A 24,832-nucleotide genomic window follows, 5' to 3' on the forward strand; every position below is an offset into this window, starting at 1 on the left:
GTGCCACGGTTGTTGATTGACCCGATCCTGACACGTGCCCATTACAGCCGTCGCGGAGACGCCAGCAGATAACGGGCCCTCGTCCGCGGCTCCGTGTACTCGCCGACCTGCCAGCCCGCCCCCTCCAGCGTGGCCGCGCAGGCTCGCAGCACCTCGGCGTCCGGCGCGTGCACGGCGACGGCCTCCGGCTGCGGGGTCGCCCGCACTCGGTAGCCCGGCAAGTCCCCTCCCTGGGGACGGTGTTCGGCCGCCTCCAGGGCGAGGGCGGCGGCCTGCACCAGATGTGTGCGCTCCCAGCCGCACGGCCGGTCCGTGGCCCCGTCCGGGTTGGTCATCCGGCGCAGCTCAAGGAGACCCTGCCAGGCGCTGTGCACCTCGCGGACGCGAGTGGGACCGGTGTCCGGCGCCTCCTCCTCGCCGCCGACGCGGGCGGCGAACACCCCCGAGTCCGCCACGGCAGCCACGGCGGGCTTCTCGGGGACCTCGGCGACGGCCTCCCGTATGCGATGCCCCGCCGGTGTCAGGAAGTGGTCGTGCGGTGGCCGCGGATGCCGGAAGGCCAGGCCGCGCTTCACCAGCGCGTCGAGCTGTGCCTCCGTACCCTTCACCCGCCCGGTGACGGGATCGGCGGCGTCGATGACACGCCGCTGGGCGGCGGTAGGCGGTCGGGTCACGGCGTGCTCCTCCCCGGTGAACGGCCTGAACGAGCCTGATCGAAGGACCGTCGCACTGCCGCGATCAGCCCGTTCGAAGACTACGACCCGGGTCTGACATTCCACCCGGCGATCACCGGCCGCCCGTGCTCGGTGCCCAGTCGGCACAGCGTCCCGGTCGCCAGCTGGAACAGCGCTCCGCTCGACGCGGGCAGTCCGAGGCGCCGGGCGGTGAGGACCCGGAGGAAGTGTCCGTGCGCCACGAGGACGACGACGCCCTCGGTGTTGGCGAGTGCCGCGTCCACCTTGGCCAGCATGCGGTCGGCGCGCTCCCCGACCTGCTCAGGGCTCTCCCCGGGATGCTCGGGCGGCCCGGGCGTCACCCCGTCCGTGAACAGGAACCAGCCGGGCCGCTCCCGCTGGATCTCCACGGTCGTGATGCCCTCGTACCCGCCGTAGTCCCACTCGCGCAGATCGACGTCGACCCGCGCGTCGTCCAGCCCGATGAGCTCGGCGGTCTCCCGCGCGCGTTGCAGCGGGCTGACGAAGGCGGCCCCGATCCGGTGCGAGCGGATCAGCGGCACCAGCCGGCGCGCCTCCTCCCGCCCGCGCTCGGTCAGCGGCACGTCCGTCGAACCCGTGTGCCGACCGGACCGCGACCACTCGGTCTCCCCGTGCCGGACCAGAAAGAGATCACCCACGTGCGCGCCCTTCCCGCTCGCCTCCCTGCACCGTGCCACACGGTTCCGGAGGCCCGCAGGGCGGACTGGGCCGGACGGCCGTTCCCGAGGAACCCCTGTGCGGCCTCAGTGCCCCGGGAGGCTCTGCACCGACTGGGCGAGTTGTCCGACGGCGACGACGAGCGGGGTCACCGGCTGGACGAAGTCGTTCAGGCGGTCCAGGGCGCGGCGCAGGACCGTGGGCTGCGGTTCGTCCTCGTCCAGTTCCTCCCGCAGGCGCCGCAGTTCCCTGGTCGTGGCGTCGGGGTCGGCGAGCGCCGCGCGGTGCTCCTGCAGCAACTGCTCGACGTGGGCGAGGAGTTCGGCCGTCCGGGCGGCCTGCTCGGCGTCCTGCGGCTGGAAGGCGACCGAGCCGGAGAACGCCTGGGCGCCGTGTCCCACGGCCTGGTTGCCCACGTAGTGGGTGCCGCCGTTGATCACGAGGCCGTTGTTGACGGGAGGGTCGAGTCGCCCGTCGTCGTCGCGCATGATGTGGAACCCCCTACTTGTTGGAACCGCCGGAACTGCCGGAACCGCCGGTGGCGCTGAGGGCGGCCGGGCCGGACTGCTGCGGGACGTTCTGCGTGGCGTTCGCGCCGGTGCCGATCGCCTGGTTGCCGATGATGCTCGTCCCGCCCTGCTGGATGAGGCCCTGGTTGAGGATGGTCTGCTGCTGGGCGCGGAAGTCGGTGGTGTCGTAGCCGTGCGAGTCGAGGAATTCCCGGATGGCGGCGAAGGTGTGGCGTTGCACCAGGGACGTGATCCGGTCGGCGTCCACGACCTGGAAGTAGTTGTGGTAGTCCGGGCTCAGTGCCATCTCCCGGATGCTCAGCCGGGCGCCGTAGTCGTAGACCGGGTCCTGCTCCATGGCCTGCAGTTCGTCCGTCATCCGCCGCTGGTGCCGTCTCTCGAAGAGGGCGTGGCGCCACACCCGGAACGGCGCGCTGAGGAACGCCCTGCCCGTGCCGGGGAGGGCGTTCATCAGCAATCCTCGCTTCGCCTCGGGAGTGAGGGAGCCGCGCAGTCGGTCCACGACGTGGTAGGCGGCCTGCACCGGGCCGAGCACGTGGTTGCTGATGTCCAGGTGGAGTGTCCTGCCCACGGTCGAGAAGTGCAGGAACACGCTCGGCACCACGTCGCCGCCCCACAGCGGCACGTGGATCGCCAGATGGTGGCGGACCGCGCCGGTCGGACGCCGCATGATCTGCTCGACCGACTCGGCCGACAGCCGGCCGGCCGGGGCCAGACTCGTGGATCTCATGAACCGGTCGTCGTCACCGATGGTCGTGCCGCTCGCGAAGACCCGGTCCTCGATGACGAGGGAGCCGAGGGCCTCCTCGGCGGCCGTGGCCGCCTCGTCGGTGGCGCCGCGCGCGGCGACCGCGTGGAGCCGTTCGCGCACATGGCCGACGAGCTCGGTGACCGTGAACGGCCTTGGCTCGGCGGCGCGTTGACGCATGCCCATGGGGTCGTCGGCGGGCAGCAGCGGCACGGTGAGCGGCCACTGGGAGCTGGTCGCCGAGTAGCCCACCCAGGGGGTGTATCCGCTGTACACGGTGACGTTTCCGTCCCGCGCCTCCTTGATGGCCGCCAGGCGCTCGGCGATCCACTTCCGCTTGGGCACCGTGGGGCGGGGCTGCCGGGCGAACGTCTCGCGGGTCATGGTGGTGCGCAGCAGCCGGTCGATGTCGAGATCGTGGCGTACGACCGTCACGTACGCGAACGCCACCGCGCCGAGGGACGCGAGCACGGCGGGTACCCCGTCCAGATAAGCGCCGAGCAGCCAGCTCACGAATCCGGGCGCGGGCAGCGACGAGACGAGGGCGCCGAGGTAGAAGGCGAGGAGTACCGCCAGGCCGGCCGCGAGCCCGGTGCCCACCAGCACCTTGCTCTCGGGGTGGCGGTGACCGCGGGTGGCAAGGCTCGGCCGGGAGCCGGCTCGTAGGGTGATCCCGAGGAACATCATGGAGAAGAGGAGCCACAGCGGTGCGAGGAGTGCCACGACCGCGAAGGCCGCCGTCAGCCGCAGGTCGCGTTGGTAACGGATCTCCTGCGCCGTCAGGCTGTGGCGTACCACCGCCACCAGGTCGACGTCCGGTGAGGGGGCGACGGCACTGGCCTCGTCGGCCAGCACCTCGTCCACCACCCGGTCGGCGAACCCTTCGTCGACGTAGGCCGCGGCGCACAGATACCGGGTGACGTCACCCGGGGTGCTTCCGACGGGCATGTGGACCGGGGCCGTCGTCATGAGCCCTCCCTCTTTCCTCCGACGCAGCGGCGCCGCCACGGCGCCGAAGGACCTCGTGGCCGATCTCGCCGGCAGCCCGGCGGTCAGGAACGCGAGCAGCACGCCGACCGCGAGGCCGAAGATGAGACCGCTGCGCAGCAGGTTCGTCAGCAGCGAGTCGAACGGCGCCCAGAACACCTCATCGAGGAAGAACTTGTGCAGGCCCCACCACAGCAGGTTCGCCAGTACGGCCGCCAGCACGCCCACGGCGAGGCAGCGGAGCAGGCCCGGCCGCCCGCGGGCCGACAGTCGCGACGTGAGGAGGACGAGCACCACGAGCAGCACCAGGACGCTGAGATCGTTCACGACCAGCGAGGACGTGCTGACGTACCGATCGGAGGAGATGTCCCATCCCGGGGTGAAAGCCGCCTCGACGAACCAGCGCAGGGTCTCGTCGTCGGCCCTTTCTATGAAGAACTTCTGCTCGTAGTAGTCCGAGACCGACCGCTGCGCCCATGGGCTGCCGGCGACGACGAGGAGCAGGACCAGCAGCGCGAGGCGGACGTGTAAGGCCGGTCGAGTGCCCGAAGCACTCGGACGTGACAAGAACACCTGGGGTTCCCCCATCCCCCGATCCCCGTGATCAGTGGCCGCACTCTATGGCATCCCCCTTCTCCACGACCGCGAATCCGCGAACATCGACAAAGCCCGGGAGATGCGCCCGAGAGCTACTGCCGATACCCGCTCAGGAACCGCCCGATCCGCCCGATCGCCGCTTCCAGGTCGTCCGCGTGAGGCAGCGTCAGGATCCGGAAGTGGTCCGGAGTCGGCCAGTTGAAGCCGGTCCCCTGCACCACCTGGATCTTCTCCCGCAGCAGCAGGTCGAGGACGAACTTCTCGTCGTCGTGGATCTTGTGCACCTTGGGGTCCAGACGCGGGAACGCGTACAACGAGCCCTTCGGCTTCACGCACGACACCCCGGGAATCTCGTTGAGCTTCTCCCAGGCCACGGTGCGCTGTTCGTGCAGGCGCCCGCCCGGGGCGGTCAGCTCGTGGATGGACTGACGGCCGCCGAGCGCGGCCTGGATGGCGTACTGCGCGGGTGCGTTGGCGCACAGCCGCATGGAGGCCAGCATGGTGAGGCCCTCGAGGTAGTTCTTCGCGTGCTGCTTCGGGCCGGTGACCACCAGCCAGCCCGAGCGGAAGCCGGCCACCCGGTACGTCTTCGACAGGCCGCAGAAGGTCAGGACGACCAGGTCGGGGGCGAGCGCGGCGACCGAGTGGTGCACGGCGTCGTCGTACAGGATCTGGTCGTAGATCTCGTCGGCGAAGACCATCAGGCCGTGCCGGCGGGCGAGGTCGAGGATGCCCTCGATGATCTCCTTCGGGTAGACCGCGCCGGTGGGGTTGTTCGGGTTGATGATGACGACGGCCTTGGTGCGGTCCGTGATCTTCGCGGCCATGTCGTCCAGGTCCGGGTACCAGTCGGCCTGTTCGTCGCAGAGGTAGTGGACCGCCTTGCCGCCCGCGAGGGTCGTGACGGCCGTCCAGAGCGGGAAGTCCGGGGCCGGGATGAGGATTTCGTCGCCGTCCTCGACCAGCGCCTGTACGGCCATCGAGATCAGCTCGGAGATGCCGTTGCCGAGGAAGACGTCGTCGACGCCGACCTCCAGGCCCAGCGACTGGTAGCGCCCCGCCACGGCCCGCCGGGCGGAGAGGATGCCGCGCGAGTCGGTGTAGCCGTGCGCCTGCGGAAGCATCCGGATCATGTCCTGGAGGATCTCCTCCGGCGCCTCGAAGCCGAACAGCGCGGGGTTGCCGGTGTTCAGGCGCAGCACGCTGTGGCCCGCTGCCTCCAGCGCGTCGGCGTGCTCGATCACCGGGCCCCGGATCTCGTAACAGACCTCGCTGAGCTTGTTCGACTGCCGGAACTCCATGCGCGCTCGCCCCTCCGGTTTCGTGTGTTGCTTGGTTTTACCAAGTTCGAGCTTGGAAAGTCCAACAACTTGTCTAGACTGCGTCGCATGTCACCTCGCCGAAGCTACGACCAGTACTGTTCCGCCGCCCGCGCGCTCGACGTCGTCGGCGACCGCTGGACCCTGCTGATCGTCCGGGAGCTGCTGGCCGGTCCGCGCCGCTACACCGACCTGCACGCCGACCTGCCGGGCGTCAGCACGGACGTACTCGCCTCGCGGCTGAAGGACATGGAGCGCGACGGGCTGACGACACGCCGCCGGCTGCCGCCGCCCGGTGCGGTGTACGTCTACGAACTCACCGGACGCGGACGGGAGTTGCTGCCGGTACTCCAGGCGCTCGGTACCTGGGGCGTGCCCGAGCTCGGCGAGCGGCGGCCCACGGACGCTGTACGGGCGCACTGGTTCGCGCTGCCCCTGCTCCGCGCGCTGGAGGGCGAGGGGCTCGTCGAAGTCCGGCTGGAGGAGGGGGACTTCCACCTGTACGTCGGTGCGGAGGACGGTCCCGTGTACGGCGACGGGGCCGCCCCTGCCGAGCCCGACGCCCGACTGGTGCTGGACGCCGAGACGTGCGGAGCCGTCGGGCGTGGGGAGTTGAGCGTGCCGGACGCGGTGCGCAGCGGCCGGATCGAGGTGACCGGCGAGGGCGCGCTGGCCAAGGCGCTACGGGAGGCCTGAAAGGCAGAAGGCCCGCCTGGGGCGGGCCTTCTGATGATCCGTCAAGGCACCCGGGTCGGCCGCCCCGCCCCGCGTGTCAGCGTGTACCCGCCGACACCCGCCAGCGCGGCCAGCACACCGCCCAGCGCGGTCCACACCCACCGGTCGGACCACCAGCCGGAGGACCAGCCGTCCTCGGGCTCGATGGCGGACAGGACGGCGGACGTGGTCTCCGAACTCTCGTCATCCGCTTCCGACTTCACCGCGACGCCCGGCACCAGCGGCTCGGCCAGCGAGCCGTCCACCGCTGCCGAACCGCCGATGTCCTTCGAGTCGACCCGCACCTCGGTGTCCACCGGAAGGCCCAGGTCCGCCGTCGTGAGGTCGACTACCGTCAGCCGGACGTAATAGGTGCCCGGCAGCGGGTCGTTGGCCCATGGCTCCGACCAGGCCCGGACCGTACGCAGGGTGCAGGCCAGCTCCACGGAGGAGGTACCGGCCGCGGCGGTGCGCGTCTGTGCCCCGTACTGGCAGGCCTGACGGCGCCGCAGTCCGTCGTACACGTCGATCTGCCAGGTCTCGGCGGCGTGCGTTTCCGGCAGCTTCACCGTTGCCTTGACGGTGGGGCGCTGTCCGGCGTCCGCGGGGAACGACCAGTACAGGTAGTCGCCCGCGGAGCCGTTCGCCGTGGCCGTCCGGCCCTGCTCGATCTCGGTCGCCGTACGGAAGGACGTGCCCGCCTGGGTGGGCGCGTCGCCGTCCGCCGAAGCCGAGGGGGACGGCGAGGAGTCGGCCACGGCAGGAGAGGCCGCGAGCCCGAGCATGAGCAGAGAAGCGCTCAACGCGCGTGTGATCCGCATCAGTTGGTCCTCCAGATCGCGAGCCGCCAGCGCGACAGCCAGCCCCAGATGAGACCGGCGAGGAAGCCGGTGAGGATCAGCGCGCCCAGCAGCCACCAGCCGCGCCCGAGGCCGAAGGAGGCCACGTCGCCCGCCGAGGACGGCCCGTCCACGACGTCGACGGTCAGCTCCAGCGGCAGACCCGGCGTGGTCTTCACCCCGGAGGCCGCCGAGTAGGAGTTGGTGACCTGCAGGCACACGGTCTCGGCCGGCGCCTCGTCCTCGTCGCTCTCCGCCTTCGGGTAGCGCAGACCGGTGGAGACGGCATCCGTACGGCCGTTGCCCGCCGTCTCGCCCCGTACGATCTCGCGGCCGTGCACGGTGACCGCCCGCAGCAGCACCCCGTAGTCGGGGTTCACGGACCGGTCGGCCGCCACGCTCACCGAGGCGCGCAGCTCCTGGCCGGGGTCGACGTCCACCCGGTACCAGCGCTGCTTCCCGAACTCCTCGCGGTCGGTGTACAGCCCGGACTTCAGCGTGGGCGCCTTCGCGCACGCCTCGGCGCCCTCCGTGGCCACCGGCGTCACCACCGGGTCGGCCGCGCGGTCCACCAACTGGTTGACCTTGTCGGCGAGTTCGTCGGTGTGCTCGACCGAGGTGTAGGTGCCGCCGGTCGCCTCGGCGATACAGCTCAGCTGCTGCCGCATCTTGGAGTTCGGGACCAGGCCGAGGGTGTCGATCGTCAGGCCGATGCCCTTGGCGGCGATCTCGCGGGCCACCTCGCACGGGTCGAGCGGGGCGCAGGTGTCCTCGCCGTCGCTGATCAGCACGATCCGCTTGGAGCCGTCGCTGTCGGCGAAGTCGTCGGCGGCCTTCAGCAGGGCCGGGCCGATCGGCGTCCAGCCGGTGGGGGAGAGGGTCGCCACCGCGGTCTTGGCCTCGGTGCGGTCCAGCGTGCTGACCGGGTAGAGCTGCGCGGTGTCCTTGCAGCCCGTCTTCTGGTCGTCGCCGGGGTAGTTGGCGCCGAGGGTCCGGATGCCGAGCTGGACCTCCTCGGGCGTCGCGTCCAGCACCTCGTTGAAGGCCTGCTTCGCCGCGGCCATCCGGGTGCCGCCGTCGATGTCCGCCGTCCGCATGGAGCCGCTCACGTCGAGGACGAGGTCGACCTGGGGTGCGGTCTCGCCGGTGGGTTCACCGGCGACCGCCGCGGCCGGGAAGGCGATCCCGGCCGTCATGGCGACGAGCAGGGCGCACATCCCTGTTGCCAGCCGTTGTCTTGTGATCATCGGCGGATCCTATTGATGAGGAGTGCCGGGTTCCAAAACGGCCCGTCAGCGCAGGGGGTTCGGCAGCCCCGTCCACTGGTCGCCGGGTGTCCCCGGCGAGAGTCGCATCAGCGTCAACGCCTTCGTCGGCAGCGGCTGTTCGCGCAGGACGACGAGATCCGGGGTGTGCGGCAGGTCCCGTACGGCCGTCTCCAGCGCCTCTCGCAGCGCCGCCGCCGAACCCGCCGTACCGGCGAGGGCGCCGGCCACGAGGGAGCCGAACAGCTTGCGCCGCAGGGTCGTTTCGTCGTCCGTGACGATCCGTCCGGTCAGCTCCGGGACCGGGATGCCGTGCCGGGCCAGCCGGACCGGACTGACCCGGATGTCGGCGAGGTCGCGGTAGACCAGACGCAGCGGGGCGCCGGTCGCGGACAGGACGACGAGGAGGTTCTGGCCGTGCGCCTCCAGGGCCACGCCGAGATCCAGCAGGCGCAGACCGACGGTGAGCGCGAGCCGCGTGAACTCGGCCAGCCAGGCAGGGGAGTCGGGCAACTCGGTGGTGGCGAGGGCCGCCACGGGCAGGACCCGCTCGCCGGGCGCCGTGTAGGTCTGGGGCGACTCGCGCAATACGGCGGCCAGGTCGGGGGAGTTGGCGGTGGCGGCACTCAGAGTTCGGGTCGTGTGCAGCAGGCCGTCCGTGCGCGCCGCCAAGGCCTCCGCGAACGCCGAGAGCGTCGCCGACAGGGTGATCGAGTAGACCGAGATGTCCCGTACCGAGGACGTCAGACGGGTGCTCAGCGCGGTCTTGACGTGCGGTCCGCCGGGCACGGCCAAGGTCCGCAGGGACATCAGTGGATGCGCGTCGCATCCCGCTTCGTAGGGTCGCTTGAGCACGTGCTCCGCCTGCCACGGATGCACGGACAGCAACAGCCGTGCCCCGTCCCGCATGTCGTCCGGCCACTCGCCCGTCACCAGGCACTCGTCCGCCGGTACCGGCACGAACCCGAGCCGCACGAGCGGCCGGTGCTCGGGACCGTAGGCGAGCTGCTCGGCCACCGAGAAGCCGGGCCGGGAACGGCAGTTGGGGTGGAACGGATGCCCGTCGACCACCCGCTGCTCCCACTCCCAGTCGTACACCGGCCACTCTTTCGTGTGGGGTCCCTGCCCGGCCCGCGACAGCGCCGACGACGCGACGCTGTCACCGAGTTCGGCCGCGAAGTCCGTACCGTGAGGTACGCCGAGGGCGGTCATCAGGCGCGCCGGATCGTCGTACGCCACCTCGTCGAGCCGTACGGCGGTGACGTACGCGGCCGTGGCGTACGGATCAGGGTGCGGGCCGTGCAGCCGCCGTCCGTCCGCAAGGCGCAGAGTGAGCCCGTCCCTGCCCGCCGCACGGCCCGTGACCCAGGGCAGCGGTTCATGGGTGAGCGCACGCCACAGCCGGGACAGCACCGCCGCACGGGCGCCGGGCAGTTCGGCCGCGTACCGCGACCCGAGGTCGGGGCGTACGGCGGCCAGCTCGTCGGCGAACTCGGCCTCGGCGGCGGAGGGACGGTGCACGGTCGGGCTCCTCGGGTACGAATGGGGTGTCACGGCAGCGTGCGACGACAGACATACTGATCGTCACCGCCCGAACAGACCGTAGAGAACGAGTGGATCGCGTGGATCTCATCCCCCCGCCCGGCGAAAACGCCGCCGTGGAGCGCGACGACGTCGCGGACCGCGCCGACGCGTACGCCGCAGCGCCGCTGCTCAACTGTCTGCTGCGCGAGGTGGCCGAGCCGCTCCCGGAACCCGGCGCACACCGGGTGTACCGGCTGCCCGGGGGTCGGCTGCTGCGGGTGCGGGGCGACCGGCGTCCCGCGGAGCCCGAGGTGGCGGCCGTGGGCGGCTGGCAGCGCGTCGGCCACACCGAACTCGTCAAGCTCGTCGCCGAGGAACTGGACCGGCACACCGGCCTGCCCAACCACGAACTCCCCGCCGAGATGATCGACAGCCGGGACGCGGTGGCCGCCCTCCTGACGGCACGCGCGCGTGCGACGGCGCCTGACGACGCGTATCTGCGCTCGGAGCAGTCCCTCATCACCGGCCACCCCCACCACCCCGCTCCCAAGGCCCGGGGCGGCGGCCCCGTCGCCGGATGGCTGCCCTACGCCCCCGAGGCGCACGCCCGTTTTCCGCTGACGCTGCTCGGTGTGCGCGAGGACGCGGTCGTCGAGGAGGGCGACACCTCGGCCCTCGACACCCTCGCCGAGGCCCCGCCCGGCTACCGCCTGCTGCCCGCGCACCCCTGGCAGCTCGACCTGGTCGACCTCACGCAGGCCTTCGCCGACGGCCGCCTGATCCGGCTGGGCACGACCGACTTCGATGCCTGGCCGACCGCCGCGATCCGCACGCTGTACGCCCCCGAGCGCGATCTCTTCCTGAAGTTCAGCCTCGACGTGCGCATCACCAACGACATCCGCCGGCTGTGGCGCCACGACCTGCTGAAACTCCGCAGGACCGACACGGCGGTGTCCGAGGCGTTCGCGGCGGGTCCGGCGGCCTGGCTGTCCGACCGCGGCTACCGCACCGCCGACTTCGCCTTCGAGGAGCTGGCCGTCCTCGTCCGCGACGGCTTCCACGGCCGCCTCCGGCCCGGCGCGACCCCGCTGCTCGCCGCCGGCCTCGTCGAGGGCTTCGACGGCAGCCCGCTCGACGGTACGGCGGACCCGGCGGCCTGGTGGGAGGCGTACCTGGGCACGGTCGTACCGCCCGCCCTCGCGGCCTTCGCCGACCACGGCGTCGTACTCGAAGCCCACCTGCAGAACACGCTGGTCGCCGTCGACGCCGACGGCACACCGGTGCAGGCGCTGTTCCGGGACGCGGAGGGCGTGAAGCTGCTGCCGGACGTGTCTCGGGCGGCCGGCTGGGAGCGGCTGGTGTACTGCCTGGTCGTGAACCATCTGTGCGAGGTCGCCGCGGCTCTCGCCGAGCGCCGCCCCGGCCTCGACCCCTGGCCCGCAGCACGCCAGGAACTGGCCCGCCACGACCTTCCCGAGGCCGCCGCCCTGCTCACCTCGCCGACCCTCCCCGGCAAGACGAACCTCCTGCTGAGGTGGACGGGCGCGGACGGTGCCGACGCCCGCTACCTGCCTCTCCCGAACCCCCTGGCCGCTCCGTGATCTGAATTACCCTGGCCGATGTGCTGCGCGATGTGACTGCTGTTCGATACGTGACCCCGTTGCGGTCCGGCGGCTCCGTACCCGGAGTCGTCGAGGCCGACGACCTGGGGACGTACGTCGTCAAGTTCACCGGCTCCGCGCAGGGCCGCAAGGCGCTGGTCGCCGAGGTGATCGTGGGCGAGCTGGCCCGGGCCCTGGGGCTGAGATTCCCCGAGCTGGTCCTGGTGCACTTCGACCCGGCGATCGCCGACGGCGAGCCGCATCAGGAAGTGCGGGAACTCCACGGCGCGAGCGCGGGACTCAACCTCGGCATGGACTATCTGCCGGGCGCTGTCGATTTCACGCCGGAGGTCGCCAAGACCTTCCGGGTCGACTCGCTGGAAGCGGGCCGGATCGTCTGGCTCGACGCGCTGACCGTGAACGTGGACCGTACGGTCCACAGCTCCAACCTCATGGTCTGGCCGACGCTCGGCATCGCGCCGCCGCGCCTGTGGCTGATCGACCACGGCGCGGCTCTGGTCTTCCATCACCGCTGGGACGGCTCGGACCCCGCCAAGCGGTACGACTTCCGCCACCACGCGCTCGGCCACTACGCCCCCGACGTACGGGCCGCCGACGCGGAGCTGGCGCCCAGGGTCACCGAAGAACTGCTGCGCGGGATCGCCGCGGAGGTCCCCGACGCCTGGCTCACGGACTTCGCGACACCTGACGAGGCACGCGAGGCCTACGTGACGTACCTGTACGCGCGCGTACAGGCCTCCGCGGCCTGGCTGCCCACCGACTTCCCCACCCGGGAGGAGCTCGCCGCGGAGGAGGCCCTCCGGGCGGCGAAGACACAGGAAGGTCGGCCGAAGTGGCTGAAGCGGGTCCCCGACCTGCACGGCAAACCGGCCGCGGAACAGGATTGGTCGGTGCACCTCGGATGAGTGGCCGTGTCGAGATCGAGTACTGCACCCAGTGCCGCTGGCTGCCCCGCGCGGCCTGGCTGGCACAGGAACTGCTCACGACCTTCGAGACCGAGCTGACGGAACTGGCACTGAAGCCCGGCACGGGCGGCGTCTTCGTCGTCCGGGTCGACGACGAGGTCGTCTGGGACCGCCGCGAGCAGGGGTTTCCCGAGCCGACGGCCGTGAAGCAGGTCGTACGCGACCGAGTGGCCCCGGGAAAGTCCCTGGGCCACTCGGACAAGGCTGCGCAGGAGGACGTCAGCCCTTGAGCTGCTCGTATGCCGGCAGGGTCAGGAAGTCGGCGTAGTCGTCGTCGAGCGCGACCTCCAGGAGGAGGTCGTGGGCCTGCTGCCAGTGACCGGCGGCGAAGGCCTCCTCGCCCAGCTCGGCGCGGATGTTCGCGAGCTCCTCGGCGGCGACCTTGCGGGCCAGCTCGGGCGTCGCCTTTTCGCCGTTCTCGAACTCGACACCCGCGTTGATCCACTGCCAGATCTGCGAGCGGGAGATCTCGGCGGTGGCCGCGTCCTCCATGAGGTTGAAGATGGCGACCGCGCCGAGGCCGCGCAGCCAGGCCTCGATGTAACGGGTGCCGACCTGGACGGCGTTGACGAGGCCGTTGTACGTCGGCGTGGCCTTGAGCGAGTCGACGGCGATCAGGTCGGCCGCCTCGACGTGGACGTCCTCGCGGAGGCGGTCCTTCTGGTTCGGCCTGTCGCCGAGGACCGCGTCGAAGGAGGCCATGGCGATCGGGACCAGGTCGGGGTGGGCGACCCAGGAGCCGTCGAAACCGTCGCCGGCCTCACGGTCCTTGTCCGCCTTGACCTTCTCGAACGCGACCTTGTTGACCTCTTCGTCGCGCCGGGACGGGATGAACGCCGCCATGCCGCCGATCGCGTGCGCACCGCGCTTGTGGCAGGTGCGGACGAGGAGTTCGGTGTACGCGCGCATGAACGGGGCCGTCATCGTGACCGCGTTGCGGTCCGGCAGGACGAACTTGGCGCCGCCGTCACGGAAGTTCTTGACGATGGAGAACAGGTAGTCCCAGCGGCCGGCGTTCAACCCCGAGGCGTGGTTGCGGAGTTCGTAGAGGATTTCCTCCATCTCGTACGCCGCCGTGATCGTCTCGATCAGGACGGTCGCGCGGATGGTGCCCTGCGGGATGCCGACGTAGTCCTGCGCGAAGACGAACACGTCGTTCCAGAGGCGGGCCTCCAGGTGCGACTCCGTCTTCGGGAGGTAGAAGTACGGGCCCTTGCCGAGGTCGAGCAGCCGCTGGGCGTTGTGGAAGAAGTAGAGGCCGAAGTCGACGAAGGCGCCGGGGACTTGGGAGCCGTCGGCGGCGACGAGGTGGCGCTCGTTGAGGTGCCAGCCGCGCGGGCGCATGACGACCGTGGCGAGCTCGCTGTCGTCCTTGAGGGCGTACGACTTGCCGGACTTCGCGTCGGTGAAGTCGATGTTCCGGGTGTACGCGTCGGCCAGGTTGATCTGGCCGAGGACGACGTTCTCCCAGGTCGGCGCCGAGGCGTCCTCGAAGTCCGCGAGCCAGACCTTGGCGCCCGAGTTGAGGGCGTTGATGGTCATCTTGCGGTCGGTGGGGCCGGTGATCTCGACCCGGCGGTCGTTGAGGGCCGCGGGGGAGGGGGCCACCTTCCAGGAGTCGTCGGCGCGGATCGCGGCGGTCTCCGGGAGGAAGTCGAGCGTGGAGGTGCGGGCGATCTCGGCGCGGCGCTCCGCTCGGCGGGCGAGGAGTTCGTCACGCCGGGGCGTGAACCGGCGGTGCAGCTCGGCCACGAAGGCGAGGGCCGCGTCGGTGAGGACCTCCTCCTGCCGGGGCAGGGGCTCGGCGTCGACGATGGCCAGCGGGGACGGCGCTGGTACGGACATGAGCTGTCACTTCCTTCAGCGAGCGTGGCACCGGGTGCCAGTCGACCACGGTACGGCGGGGAACGCCCGGGGAGCAGTCGGGCGCTTCTGAACAGTGGATACTAGTTTCCTCATCGTGGAACTTCAATAGTTTGTTGATGTCGAGATTCTCTGAGTCGAGGCAAGGTGGCGCTCAGTGCCACCCCGCTTACTCAAGGTGCTTCAGGTCTGCGATGGTGTCGATGTCGTACGGGTGAGCCACGTCCCCGCACTCGACGAGCGCGATCGCCGCCGCGTGTTCCTTCAGGTAGGCGCGTGCCCCCTGGTCGCCGGTGGCAGTCGCGGCGATGCCTGTCCAATGGGCGGCGCCGAAGAGGACGGGATGCCCGCGTACGCCGTCGTAGGCGGCCGAGACGAGTGAGGTCTCGTCCTTGTGCGCGGCGAGCACGCGCGCGACCGCCTCCGGTCCGATACCGGGCTGGTCGACCAGCGAGACGAGTACGGCCCGGGCGCCCGTGCCGGAGAGCGAGTCGAGCCCGGCCCGCAGCGAGGAGCCCATGCCGTCGGCCCACTCCGGGTTGTCCACGAGCACGCAGCCGTCGAGCCGCGCCCGCTCCCGTACGGCGGTGGCCGCGGCGCCGAGTACCACGTGGACGCGGGTGCAGCCGGCCGTGCGCAGGACGCCGACCGCGTGCTCGACGAGCGGCCGTCCCCGGTGTTCGAGCAGCGCCTTGGGGCGCCCGCCGAGTCGCCGCCCGCCGCCCGCCGCCAGGAGCAGCCCGGCGACCTGCTGTTCGTTCTGAGTCATGTCTCCTGCATACCTGACGCACCGGGGAGCGCCGGGTTTCCACGGGCTGAATTTCGGTCCGCGCAGTGGCGCATCCGCCATCGGGTGGCGTTTACTGACCCGCGTCCCCCGGCGCCCGACCAGCGCCACGGGGGTTGTGGGCGGGAAAGCGCGACGTATCGGCGCACGACGGCGTGCGAGGGGGAGAGCTGTGTTGCGGAGCTTGGGGCAGAGGCCAGTGACCGGCAGCGATGAGGACCTGAGAGTGGCGGGCCTGCGGACCGCGGTGTCCCGGTTGCGCCGCGAACTCGCCGCGCACCCGGCCGAGTTCCCCGACCGCGGCATCGCCGAGGACGAACTCGCGGCGCTGGCCGCGATGGCGATCGGCGGCGCCCCTGAAATCCCGCGCCTGCGCCGGTCGTTGCTGCTGATCGCGGGAGCGATCGGATCCGTCAGCGCGCTGTCCCGCGGCCTGACGGAGGTACGCGCGGCGGTGGACCTGTTCGGGGAACCGCCGCGCAGGTGAGCTAGGCCGTGGGCGTGGAGGTCGCCAGTGCCTCCGACAGCTCCACCGCCACCTGCTGCAGCACCGGCACGATCTTGTCCGTGGCCGTCTCCGTGACCCGGCCGGCCGGGCCGGAGATCGAAATGGCGGCGGCGGTGGGGGAGTTGGGGACGGAGACCGCGAGGCAGCGGACGCCGATCTCCTGTTCGTTGTCGTCGACGGCGTAGCCCTGGCGCCGCACGTCCTCCAGGGCGGCGAGGAAGCCGTCCGGGGTGGTGATCGTCTTCTCCGTCGCGGCGGGCATGCCGGTACGGGAGAGGAGGGCGCGCACCTCGGCGTCCGGGGTGTTGGCGAGAAGGGCCTTGCCGACGCCCGTGGAGTGCGGCAGGACGCGCCGGCCGACCTCGGTGAACATGCGCATCGAGTGCTTGGACGGGACCTGTGCGACGTACACGATCTCGTCGCCGTCGAGCAGCGCCATGTTCGCCGTCTCGCCGGTCTCCTCGACCAGGCGGGCTAGGTAGGGGCGCGCCCAGGTGCCGAGCAGCCGGGAGGCGGACTCGCCGAGGCGGATCAGCCGGGGGCCCAGCGCATACCGGCGGTTGGGCTGCTGACGGACGTACCCGCAGACCACCAGGGTGCGCATGAGGCGGTGGATGGTGGGAAGCGGCAGCCCGCTGCTCGCGGAGAGCTCGCTCAGCCCGACTTCGCCGCCCGCGTCCGCCATCCGCTCGAGCAGGTCGAAGGCACGCTCGAGGGACTGGACTCCGCCACTGGAGGATTTCGCGGAGTCGGTGGTGCTGGCGCTGGACGTCGGCACGGCGCGTTCCTTTCGGGACAGGCGGGAAGAGCCAGAAGCCTACCCGCCAGTCGGTTGACTCCCTGCTTGTGTGTAGCTACGTTCTGCTTGCTGGAATTCTAATTCCGCTTTGTGGAAACGTCCAGAGTGTGCGCCCAAGCATCCCTGCGGGCAAGTGTGCCCTTGACGGTACGGAAGCGGGAGTGAAGACTCCTTCAACAGAACGTTGAATTCCGTTACGCGGAAGTAAACGGCGACAGAGAGGGGTCCGGGTGTCCGACGTAGAACTGGTGCTGCGCTCGACGCGCGTCGTCACTCCGGAGGGGACGCGCGGCGCAACGGTCGCGGTCTCCGCCGGGAAGATCACGGCCGTACTTCCGTACGACGCCGAGGTGCCGTCGGGTGCCCGCCTGGAGGACTTCGGCGACGACGTCCTGCTGCCCGGCCTGGTCGACACCCACGTGCACGTCAACGACCCCGGCCGCACCGAGTGGGAGGGCTTCTGGACCGCCACCCGCGCGGCGGCGGCCGGCGGCATCACCACGCTCGTCGACATGCCCCTCAACTCCCTTCCGCCGACGACGACGGTCGACAACCTCCGTACGAAGAAGGGTGTCGCCGCCGACAAGGCCCACATCGACGTCGGCTTCTGGGGCGGCGCCCTGCCCGACAACGTCAAGGACCTGCGTCCGCTGCACGAGTCCGGCGTCTTCGGCTTCAAGGCGTTCCTGTCGCCGTCCGGCGTCGACGAGTTCCCGCACCTCGACCAGGACCAACTCGGCCGGTCCCTGGCCGAGATCGCCTCCTTCGGCGGCCTGCTGATCGTGCACGCCGAGGACCCGCACCACCTGGAGGCCGCCCCGCAACAGGGCGGCCCCAAGTACGCCGACTTCCTGGCCTCGCGTCCGCGCGACGCCGAGGACACGGCGATCGCCCAGCTGATCGCCCAGGCGAAGAGGCTGGACGCGCGCGTGCACGTCCTCCACCTGTCCTCGTCCGACGCGCTGCCGCTGATCGCCGCCGCCAAGGCGGAGGGCGTCCGCATCACCGTCGAGACCTGCCCCCACTACCTCACCCTCACCGCCGAGGAAGTCCCCGACGGCGCAAGCGAGTTCAAGTGCTGCCCGCCCATCCGTGAGTCCGCCAACCAGGACCTGCTGTGGCAGGCGCTGGCGGACGGCACGATCGACTGCGTGGTCACGGACCACTCGCCGTCGACGGCTGACTTGAAGACGGACGACTTCGCCACCGCCTGGGGCGGCATCTCCGGCCTGCAGTTGAGCCTGGCGGCGGTGTGGACGGAGGCGCGGAAGCGGGGGCACGGTCTGGAGGACGTGGTCCGCTGGATGTCCGCGCGGACGGCGGCCCTCGCGGGGCTCGGGCAGAAGGGCGCCATCGAGGCCGGCCGCGACGCCGACTTCGCGGTCCTCGCGCCCGACGAGACCTTCACCGTCGACCCGGCCGCCCTCCAGCACCGCAACCGCGTCACGGCGTACGCGGGCAGGACCCTGTACGGCGTCGTGAAGTCGACGTGGCTGCGCGGCCAACGCATCGTCGCGGACGGCGAGTTCACGGAGCCGAAGGGCCAACTGCTCACGCGCGCCCACTGATCCATATTTCCGCACCCGCAGCGGCCGACTCCCGAAAGGCACATACCCGTGACGGCGATTCCGAGTTTCACCGGCGACGCGAACCCCTACGGAGGCGGTGACCCGTACGCGGACTACCGCACCACCGACTTCCCCTTCACCCAGTACGCCGACCTCGCCGCCCGGCAGCTCGGCGCCGGTGTCATCGCCGCCAACGACGAGTTCTTCGCCCAGCGCGAGAACCTGCTGATCCCCGAGCGCGCCGAGTTCGACCCCGAGCACTTCGGGCACAAGGGCAAGATCATGGACGGCTGGGAGACACGCCGTCGGCGGGGTGCCTCGGCCGACCACCCCTGGCCGACGGCCGAGGACCACGACTGGGCGCTGGTCCGCCTCGGCGCGCCCGGCGTGATCCGCGGGATCGTCGTCGACACGGCCCACTTCCGCGGCAACTACCCGCAGGCGGTGTCGGTCGAGGGCACATCGGTGCCCGGTTCCCCGTCCCCGGAGGAACTGCTGGGCGACGACGTCAAGTGGACGATGCTGGTCCCGCGCACCGCGGTCGGCGGCCACGCGGCCAACGGCTTCGAGGTGGCGGTAGAACAGCGCTTCACGCACCTGCGCGTCAACCAGCACCCCGACGGCGGCATCGCCCGCCTGCGGGTGTACGGCGAGGTGGTCCCGGACCCGACGTGGCTGGAGGTCCTCGGCACCTTCGACGTCGTGGCCCTGGAGAACGGCGGCCAGGCCGAGGACGCCTCGAACCTCTTCTACTCCCCGGCGTCCAACACCATCCAGCCGGGCCGCTCCCGCAAGATGGACGACGGCTGGGAGACGCGTCGCCGCCGCGACCAGGGCAACGACTGGATCCGCTACCGGCTGGTGGCCCAGTCCCAGATCCGTGCGATCGAGATCGACACGGCGTATCTGAAGGGGAACAGCGCGGGCTGGGCGTCGGTGGCGGTGCAGGACGGCGAGGACGGTGAGTGGAGGGAGATCCTCCCGCGCACCCGCCTCCAGCCCGACACGAACCACCGCTTCGTACTCCCGGCCCCGGCGGTCGGCACGCACGCGCGCGTGGACATCTTCCCGGACGGGGGGATCTCGCGGCTGCGACTGTTCGGCTCGCTGACGGAGGGCGGTGCGGCGGGGCTGGCGGCACGGCACCAGGAACTGGGCGGCTGAGGCCGGGTTTTTCTCGCCCCCGCCGCCCCTACCCGTCCCGTCCCTGGGGGCTGCGCCCCCAGACCCCCGCTTTCGGCCTGAACGGCCTCGTCCTCAAACGCCGGACGGGCTGAGATCAGCCCCTCCGGCGTTTGAGGAGCGGGGGTTTGGGGGCGGAGCCCCCAAGGTCGGGACGGGAAGGGGCGGCGGGGGCGAAAACACCCCACGGGCATCACGCCGCATGCCCCCCGTCCACCGAGAACTCCGCTCCCGTGACGTACGACACCCCCGCCAGGTACGCCACCATCCCCGCCACCTCCCCGACCGTCCCGAACCGCCCCACCGCCGTCATCGCCGCCTGCCCCGCCGCATACGCCCCGTCCGCCGGATTCATATCCGTGTCGATCGGCCCCGGATGCACGATGTTCGCCGTGATCCCGCGCGCCCCCAGCTCCCGGGCCAGCGCCTTGGTCAGCCCGATCAGCGCCGACTTGCTCATCGCGTAGAGCGCCCCGCCGGGCCCCGGCACCCGCTGCGTCATGCACGTGCCGACAGTGATGATCCGACCGCCGCTCCCCATCCGGCCGGCGGCTGCCTGGGAGGCCAGAAACACCCCGCGCACGTTCACGGCGAGCACCCGGTCCACGTCCGCGAGCGACAGGCTCTCCAGCGGCCCGAGCAGCCCCACGCCCACGTTGTTCACCAGCACGTCGAGACGGCCCCCGAGCATCGACGCCGTACGCTCCACCGCCCCCGCCGCCTCCTCCGCGTCCGCGGAGTCCGCACGCAGGGCGATCGCCCGCCGCCCCAGTGCCTCGACGGCCCGTACGACGTCGTCCGCCGCCTCCTTGCTGTTCACGTACGTCACGGCCACGTCCGCGCCCTCCTGGGCGAGCCGCAGTGCCGTCGCCGCGCCGATGCCGCGGCTGCCGCCGGTGACCAGGGCGACCTTGCCGTTCAGAGTTCCGTAAGACGCGCCGCAAGTGATTCCGTCAGTGGTTGTCATGCGTCCATCCCACCGCCCGCGGCGCCGAAGCGCTGGCGGCCGACGGACACCGATCTCGACCGACCGGAACCCTTCCCTCCGCCTCGCTCGTTCTCTTCACGTGACACTTCAGCAAGAGATCGTGGGCAACGCCATGCAGATGGCGGTCGTCAGCCTGCAGCCGGGGCAGACCGTGTACTGCGAGGCCGGGAAGTTCCTCTTCAAGACGACGAACGTGACCATGGAGACCCGCCTGAGCGGCCCGTCGAACGCCGACGGACAGCAGCAGCCCCAGGGCGGCATGGGCGGCATGCTGCGCCAGGCCATGGGCACCGCCATGCAGGTCGGCCAGCGCGCCCTCGCGGGCGAGTCACTGGCGTTCCAGTACTTCACCTCGACCCGCGGCGAGGGCACCGTCGGCTTCGCGGGCGTCCTGCCCGGCGAGATGCGTGCCCTGGAACTCGACGGCACGCGCGCGTGGTTCGCGGAGAAGGACGCGTTCGTCGCCGCGGAGTCCACCGTCGACTTCGGCATCGCTTTCCAGGGCGGCAAGACCGGCCGCAGCGGCGGCGAGGGTTTCGTCCTCGAGAAGTTCACCGGTCGGGGCACCGTCATCATCGCCGGCGCCGGCAACTTCATCGACCTCGACCCGGCCGACTTCGGCGGCCGTATCGAGGTCGATACGGGCTGCGTCGTCGCCTTCGAGGAGGGCATCCAGTACGGCGTTCAGCGCGTCGGCGGGCTGAACCGCCAGGGCCTGATGAACGCCGTCTTCGGCGGCGAGGGTCTCTCCCTGGCCACCCTGGAGGGCAACGGCCGCGTCATCCTGCAGTCCCTGACCATCGAGAGCCTCGCCAACGCCCTCAGGAAGGCCCAGGGCGGCGACAAGCAGGGCCCGACAGGCGGTCTCTTCTCGACGCACGCCGGCTGAACCGATGAGTTGCGGGTGTCGGTGGGGTCTGAGCTGATGGCAACAGACCCCACCCGAGAGAGAAGGCACCCCTCATGGGCAAGCTCGTCTCCCAGATCTTCGTCAGCCTCGACGGCGTCTACCAGGCACCCGGCGGCCCCCAGGAGGACCCCCGGGACGGCTTCGACCAGGGCGGCTGGACCGTCCCGTACAACGACGAGGACTTCGGTCGGTTCGTCACCGAGGTCTTCGGCAGCGTCGACGCGTTCCTGCTCGGCCGCCGTACGTACGACATCTTCGCCGCGTTCTGGCCGAAGGTGACCGATCCGGCCGACCCCGTCGCCTCGAAGCTCAACGCCCTGCCGAAGTACGTCGTCTCGTCGACCCTCACCGACCCCGAGTGGGCCGGCACCACCGTGATCAGCGGCGACCTCGCGAAGGAGGTCACCGCCCTCAAGGAGCGCACCGACGGCGAGGTCCAGCTGCACGGCAGCGGCGCGCTCGTACAGTCCCTGCTGGCACTGGACCTGATCGACACGATCCACCTGTTGACCTTCCCGGTCGTGCTCGGCGCGGGCCGCCGCCTCTTCGTCCAGGGCTCGGTGCCCACCGCCTTCAAACGCACCGGCGGGCTGATCACTTCGACGGGCGTCTCCATCCAGTCGTACGACCGCGCGGGCCGCCCGGAGTACGGCACCTACGAACTGCCCGAGAACGCCTAGCCCGACCTGCGGTCCTGCCGTCCGGCCGTTTCGTAAAGGCGCCGGGCGGCAGGTTAACTTCGCGAAAACTCATCGGACTTGACGGGAAAATCTCCGGAGTTGTCATTGACATGCCACTGTCTACGCGCGTCATCATGTGGTCATGAGATTCCCCCCACGAATCACCCGCATCGGCGCCGCAGCCGCCGTACTGTCCGCCCTCCTCGTCGGCGGCACCGTCGCCACCGCCACCCCGGCGGCCGCCGCGGTCGGCAGCATCTGCTACAGCGACCTGCCCTCCCAGGCGTACGACACCCTCGAGCTGATCGAGGCCGGCGGTCCCTACCCGTACTCCCAGGACGGCACCGTCTTCCAGAACCGGGAAGGCATCCTGCCCTCCCAGTCGACCGGGTACTACCACGAGTACACGGTCATCACTCCTGGTTCGTCTACGCGCGGAGCCAAGCGCATCGTGACGGGCGAGGAGGCTCAGGAGGACTACTACACGGCCGACCACTACGAGTCGTTCGACCTGGTCGACTACGGCTGCTGAGCCGAGCCGTTCACGGTCGCCCGCCGAGGTGACCTGAGGAACCGTGCGACCGCCGGAGGTCCGGTCCGCGTTCAGCCGGACCTCCGGCTCCCGGCGGCGGCGAACAGCGCGAACGCCAGCACGATGAGGGCGACGCTCGCGTAGACCTCGTAGCCGTCGAGAAAACCGATCCGCTGTACGAAACCGATGTGCCAGTCGGCGAACTCGTGCAGCAGCCCCATGACGCCCTGTACCAGGGCGAGGAAACCGATCAGCTCCAGCAACTGCTTCATGGGAAGACTCTCGCCCCGCGGACCCCCCACAGACATCGGCCGCGGGGCGAGCCCCGTCCCGCGAAAGCATCGAGCGTGCCGGGCCGATCGCGTCGAAAGTCTCGGGCAGTGCGACTTTGGTCGCCGATCGCGGGCACAGAGAGGTGCGGCGGGCCCTCACTGCGTAGATTTGTCGACCGTGAGTGTTGACGAGACGGTGCCCGAGCCGCCCGCCTTCCCCGGCCGGCGCTGGCTGATGCCGTCCGCCGTGATCCACGAGTTCGCCCCGGACACCGGACGACCCGGCCGGCGGCCCCGGCGCACCGCGCGCGACTGGATCGTCGACTTCTCCTGCTTCCTGCTGGCCGTGCTGGTCGGCATAGCCGGAGCGGACGCGCTGACCGACAACCCGCACGTCTCGCACGACCTCGCCGTCGTCGACCAGCTGCTCGGCGCGCTGGCCTGCGCGGCCGTGTGGCTGCGCCGCCGCTGGCCGGTCGGGCTGGCCGTCGCGACGATCCCCGTCGGGTTGGTTTCCGACACCGCCGGCGGCGCCTGCCTGATCGCCCTGTTCACACTCGCCGTGCACCGCCCCTTCCGGTACGTGGCCTGGGTGGGCGGTATCTCCGTCGCGCTGACCCCGGTCTACTTCTGGCTGCGCCCCGACCCCGAGCTGCCGTACCTCGTCGCGGTCGCCCTCTTCGGGCTGCTGACCGCGGCGGTGGTCGGCTGGGGCATGTTCGTGCGGTCCAAGCGACAGCTCATGCTGAGTCTGCGCGACCGCACCCGGCGCGCGGAGACCGAGGCTCGGCTGCGTGCCGAGCAGGCGCAGCGGCTCGCGCGCGAGGCCATCGCCCGCGAGATGCACGACGTCCTCGCGCACCGGCTGACGCTGCTGAGCGTGCACGCGGGTGCCCTGGAGTTCCGGCCGGACGCACCCGGGGAGGAGATCGCGCGGGCGGCCGGAGTCATCCGGGAGAGCGCGCACGAGGCCCTCCAGGACCTGCGGGAGATCATCGGCGTCCTCAGGGCGGGCGAGCCGGACGAGGCGGGCCGCCCCCAGCCGACGCTCCCGGCGCTGGACACGCTGGTCGCCGAATCCCGCGAGGCCGGCATGAAGGTCACCCTCGACAACCGCGTCACCGACCCCGCCGCCGTCCCCAGCTCCGTCGGCCGCACCGCCTACCGCATCGCCCAGGAGTGCCTGACCAACGCCCGCAAGCACGCCCCCGGCACGGAGGTCACGGTGACCGTCACCGGTGCCCCGGGCGAGGGCCTCGTCGTCTCCGTACGCAACCCCGCACCCGAGGGCGAGGTGCCGCACGTCCCCGGTTCCGGCCAGGGCCTGATCGGCCTGGGCGAACGCGCGATGCTGGCCGGAGGTCGGCTGGAGCACGGGCCGGAGGAGGACGGGGCGTTCCGGGTCCGGGCCTGGCTGCCGTGGGGATGACCCACGAACTGGCGCTGCCCTCCGGGGTGTTCGGGACGCCGGCCGCCGCGGCTTGCGCAACTCACCCGCCCCAAGCGTGATTACGTGAGCCCATGACTGCCATCAGACTGCTCCTCGTCGACGACGACCCGCTGGTGAGGGCCGGCCTGTCCCTGATGATGGGCGGCGCCGACGACATCGAGATCGTCGGCGAGGCGGCGGACGGCAGCGAGGTCGAGGCGGTCGTCGACCGCACCCGCCCGGACGTCGTCCTCATGGACATCCGCATGCCCGCGGTGGACGGCCTCGCGGCCACGGAGCGACTGCGCGGCCGCAAGGACGCCCCGCAGGTCGTCGTCCTGACGACCTTCCACGCGGACGAGCAGGTGCTGCGCGCCCTGCGCGCGGGCGCCGCCGGGTTCGTCCTCAAGGACACCCCGCCCGCGGAGATCCTCGACGCGGTCCGCCGGGTCGCGGCCGGCGACCCCGTCCTGTCGCCCACCGTCACCCGTCAACTGATGGAGCACGCGGCCGGCACCGCCGCCGACACACGACGAGCACGCGCGCGTGAACGCATCACCGCCCTCAACGACCGCGAACGCGAGGTCGCCGTGGAGGTCGGCCGGGGCCTGTCCAACGCCGAGATCTCCGCCGCCCTCTTCATGAGCGTCGCCACCGTCAAGACCCACGTCTCCCGCATCCTGGCCAAGCTCGACCTCAACAACCGTGTGCAGATCGCCCTGTTGGCGTACGACGCGGGACTGTTGGAGGAGACGGAGGAAGACGGGCACTAGCGCCCGTCCGGCGGGTCATGCCGGCGTCGCGGGGTCTGGCACGCGTTGTCGTTGGTCG

At 71.1% G+C, this 24,832-nt stretch carries 25 protein-coding genes; 12 read left to right on the forward strand and 13 right to left on the reverse strand.

Annotated elements, in window-relative coordinates; translation table 11 throughout:
• Positions 1-41 precede the first annotated feature (41 nt).
• The 5 genes from IG08_RS0139545 to IG08_RS0139565 all read right to left on the reverse strand — a co-directional run bounded on the left by IG08_RS0139545 (position 42) and on the right by IG08_RS0139565 (position 5,536).
• Positions 42-674 carry a hypothetical protein gene (locus tag IG08_RS0139545; protein ID WP_030614656.1) on the reverse strand — a complete coding sequence of 211 codons (633 nt, stop codon included), beginning with the start codon at positions 672-674 and terminating at the stop codon, positions 42-44.
• A gap of 80 nt (positions 675-754) precedes the next feature.
• A complete protein-coding gene (locus tag IG08_RS0139550; protein ID WP_030614658.1) occupies positions 755-1,354 on the reverse strand; it encodes a histidine phosphatase family protein in 600 nt (199 codons plus the stop codon).
• Positions 1,355-1,459: 105 nt separating this feature from the next.
• Positions 1,460-1,861 carry a hypothetical protein gene (locus IG08_RS0139555; RefSeq protein WP_030614660.1) on the reverse strand — a complete coding sequence of 134 codons (402 nt, stop codon included), beginning with the start codon at positions 1,859-1,861 and terminating at the stop codon, positions 1,460-1,462.
• A gap of 13 nt (positions 1,862-1,874) precedes the next feature.
• Complete coding sequence (locus IG08_RS0139560; RefSeq protein ID WP_030614661.1) at positions 1,875-4,211, reverse strand: hypothetical protein; 2,337 nt, start codon at positions 4,209-4,211, stop codon at positions 1,875-1,877.
• A gap of 116 nt (positions 4,212-4,327) precedes the next feature.
• Positions 4,328-5,536, reverse strand: coding sequence for a pyridoxal phosphate-dependent aminotransferase (locus tag IG08_RS0139565; protein ID WP_030614663.1), 1,209 nt, complete (start codon positions 5,534-5,536; stop codon positions 4,328-4,330).
• Between the two features lie 87 nt (positions 5,537-5,623).
• On the opposite strand from IG08_RS0139565, the gene IG08_RS0139570 reads away from it, so the two are divergent.
• Positions 5,624-6,250 (forward strand): winged helix-turn-helix transcriptional regulator, encoded by a 627-nt coding sequence (locus IG08_RS0139570; protein WP_030614666.1) that lies wholly within the window; start codon positions 5,624-5,626, stop codon positions 6,248-6,250.
• Positions 6,251-6,291: 41 nt separating this feature from the next.
• Here the strand turns inward: IG08_RS0139570 and IG08_RS0139575 are convergent, their stop codons facing one another.
• The 3 genes from IG08_RS0139575 to IG08_RS0139585 are packed head-to-tail and all read right to left on the reverse strand — an operon-like array spanning position 6,292 to position 9,893.
• The gene (locus IG08_RS0139575) at positions 6,292-7,089 is read right to left on the reverse strand and encodes a hypothetical protein (protein ID WP_030614669.1); all 798 of its coding nucleotides are present in this window, start codon (positions 7,087-7,089) and stop codon (positions 6,292-6,294) included.
• The gene (locus IG08_RS0139580) at positions 7,089-8,354 is read right to left on the reverse strand and encodes a VWA domain-containing protein (protein ID WP_030614672.1); all 1,266 of its coding nucleotides are present in this window, start codon (positions 8,352-8,354) and stop codon (positions 7,089-7,091) included. The genes IG08_RS0139575 and IG08_RS0139580 overlap by 1 nt, the downstream gene beginning before the upstream one ends.
• A 45-nt stretch (positions 8,355-8,399) precedes the next feature.
• Positions 8,400-9,893, reverse strand: a complete 1,494-nt coding sequence (locus IG08_RS0139585; protein ID WP_030614677.1) for an IucA/IucC family protein — start codon at positions 9,891-9,893, stop codon at positions 8,400-8,402.
• 92 nt (positions 9,894-9,985) lie between these two features.
• On the opposite strand from IG08_RS0139585, the gene IG08_RS0139590 reads away from it, so the two are divergent.
• Genes IG08_RS0139590 through IG08_RS0139600 form a run of 3 tightly spaced genes read left to right on the forward strand, consistent with a single transcriptional unit; the run spans position 9,986 to position 12,713 of the window.
• Positions 9,986-11,497, forward strand: a complete 1,512-nt coding sequence (locus tag IG08_RS0139590; protein WP_078655914.1) for an IucA/IucC family protein — start codon at positions 9,986-9,988, stop codon at positions 11,495-11,497.
• Positions 11,498-11,517: 20 nt separating this feature from the next.
• Positions 11,518-12,423, forward strand: a complete 906-nt coding sequence (locus tag IG08_RS0139595) for a HipA family kinase (RefSeq protein WP_030614684.1) — start codon at positions 11,518-11,520, stop codon at positions 12,421-12,423.
• The gene (locus IG08_RS0139600) at positions 12,420-12,713 is read left to right on the forward strand and encodes an Rdx family protein (protein ID WP_030614687.1); all 294 of its coding nucleotides are present in this window, start codon (positions 12,420-12,422) and stop codon (positions 12,711-12,713) included. Before IG08_RS0139595 ends, IG08_RS0139600 begins: the two co-directional genes overlap by 4 nt.
• On the opposite strand, the gene aceB is transcribed toward IG08_RS0139600, so the two are convergent.
• Both aceB and IG08_RS0139610 read right to left on the reverse strand, forming a co-directional pair.
• The gene (aceB, locus tag IG08_RS0139605; RefSeq protein ID WP_030614689.1) at positions 12,703-14,328 is read right to left on the reverse strand and encodes a malate synthase A; all 1,626 of its coding nucleotides are present in this window, start codon (positions 14,326-14,328) and stop codon (positions 12,703-12,705) included. The two genes, IG08_RS0139600 and aceB, sit on opposite strands and share 11 nt — an antisense overlap.
• Before the next feature lie 187 nt (positions 14,329-14,515).
• A complete protein-coding gene (locus IG08_RS0139610; protein ID WP_030614691.1) occupies positions 14,516-15,115 on the reverse strand; it encodes a nucleotidyltransferase family protein in 600 nt (199 codons plus the stop codon).
• Positions 15,116-15,332: 217 nt separating this feature from the next.
• On the opposite strand from IG08_RS0139610, the gene IG08_RS0139615 reads away from it, so the two are divergent.
• The gene (locus tag IG08_RS0139615; RefSeq protein WP_030614694.1) at positions 15,333-15,620 is read left to right on the forward strand and encodes a DUF5955 family protein; all 288 of its coding nucleotides are present in this window, start codon (positions 15,333-15,335) and stop codon (positions 15,618-15,620) included.
• A gap of 1 nt (position 15,621) precedes the next feature.
• On the opposite strand, the gene IG08_RS0139620 is transcribed toward IG08_RS0139615, so the two are convergent.
• The gene (locus tag IG08_RS0139620) at positions 15,622-16,419 is read right to left on the reverse strand and encodes an IclR family transcriptional regulator (RefSeq protein WP_030614697.1); all 798 of its coding nucleotides are present in this window, start codon (positions 16,417-16,419) and stop codon (positions 15,622-15,624) included.
• A 251-nt stretch (positions 16,420-16,670) separates the two neighbouring features.
• On the opposite strand from IG08_RS0139620, the gene allB reads away from it, so the two are divergent.
• Both allB and alc read left to right on the forward strand, forming a co-directional pair.
• Positions 16,671-18,008, forward strand: a complete 1,338-nt coding sequence (allB, locus tag IG08_RS0139625; RefSeq protein ID WP_030614700.1) for an allantoinase AllB — start codon at positions 16,671-16,673, stop codon at positions 18,006-18,008.
• A 48-nt stretch (positions 18,009-18,056) separates the two neighbouring features.
• Positions 18,057-19,172, forward strand: coding sequence for an allantoicase (gene alc, locus IG08_RS0139630; RefSeq protein WP_030614703.1), 1,116 nt, complete (start codon positions 18,057-18,059; stop codon positions 19,170-19,172).
• Positions 19,173-19,383: 211 nt separating this feature from the next.
• Here alc and IG08_RS0139635 read toward each other — a convergent pair whose 3' ends face one another.
• Positions 19,384-20,157: an SDR family oxidoreductase gene (locus IG08_RS0139635; RefSeq protein WP_030614705.1), complete on the reverse strand. Its 774-nt coding sequence runs from the start codon at positions 20,155-20,157 to the stop codon at positions 19,384-19,386.
• 100 nt (positions 20,158-20,257) lie between these two features.
• Between IG08_RS0139635 and IG08_RS0139640 the strand changes: the two genes are divergently transcribed.
• The 3 genes from IG08_RS0139640 to IG08_RS0139650 all read left to right on the forward strand — a co-directional run bounded on the left by IG08_RS0139640 (position 20,258) and on the right by IG08_RS0139650 (position 22,300).
• A complete protein-coding gene (locus IG08_RS0139640; RefSeq protein WP_030614708.1) occupies positions 20,258-21,067 on the forward strand; it encodes an AIM24 family protein in 810 nt (269 codons plus the stop codon).
• 74 nt (positions 21,068-21,141) lie between these two features.
• Entirely contained in the window at positions 21,142-21,768 is a 627-nt protein-coding gene (locus tag IG08_RS0139645; RefSeq protein WP_030614711.1) for a dihydrofolate reductase family protein, read from the forward strand.
• A 142-nt stretch (positions 21,769-21,910) separates the two neighbouring features.
• Positions 21,911-22,300 (forward strand): guanyl-specific ribonuclease, encoded by a 390-nt coding sequence (locus IG08_RS0139650; RefSeq protein ID WP_030614715.1) that lies wholly within the window; start codon positions 21,911-21,913, stop codon positions 22,298-22,300.
• Positions 22,301-22,371: 71 nt separating this feature from the next.
• Here the strand turns inward: IG08_RS0139650 and IG08_RS0139655 are convergent, their stop codons facing one another.
• Positions 22,372-22,572, reverse strand: coding sequence for a hypothetical protein (locus IG08_RS0139655; protein WP_030614718.1), 201 nt, complete (start codon positions 22,570-22,572; stop codon positions 22,372-22,374).
• A gap of 169 nt (positions 22,573-22,741) precedes the next feature.
• On the opposite strand from IG08_RS0139655, the gene IG08_RS0139660 reads away from it, so the two are divergent.
• On the forward strand, positions 22,742-24,001 hold the full coding sequence (locus tag IG08_RS0139660; RefSeq protein WP_030614721.1) for a sensor histidine kinase: 1,260 nt from the start codon (positions 22,742-22,744) through the stop codon (positions 23,999-24,001).
• Between the two features lie 92 nt (positions 24,002-24,093).
• Positions 24,094-24,774 (forward strand): response regulator transcription factor, encoded by a 681-nt coding sequence (locus IG08_RS0139665; protein ID WP_030614724.1) that lies wholly within the window; start codon positions 24,094-24,096, stop codon positions 24,772-24,774.
• Positions 24,775-24,832 lie beyond the last annotated feature (58 nt).

Origin of the sequence: Streptomyces fulvoviolaceus (assembly GCF_000718165.1) — a bacterium.
GTDB lineage: Bacteria > Actinomycetota > Actinomycetes > Streptomycetales > Streptomycetaceae > Streptomyces > Streptomyces fulvoviolaceus.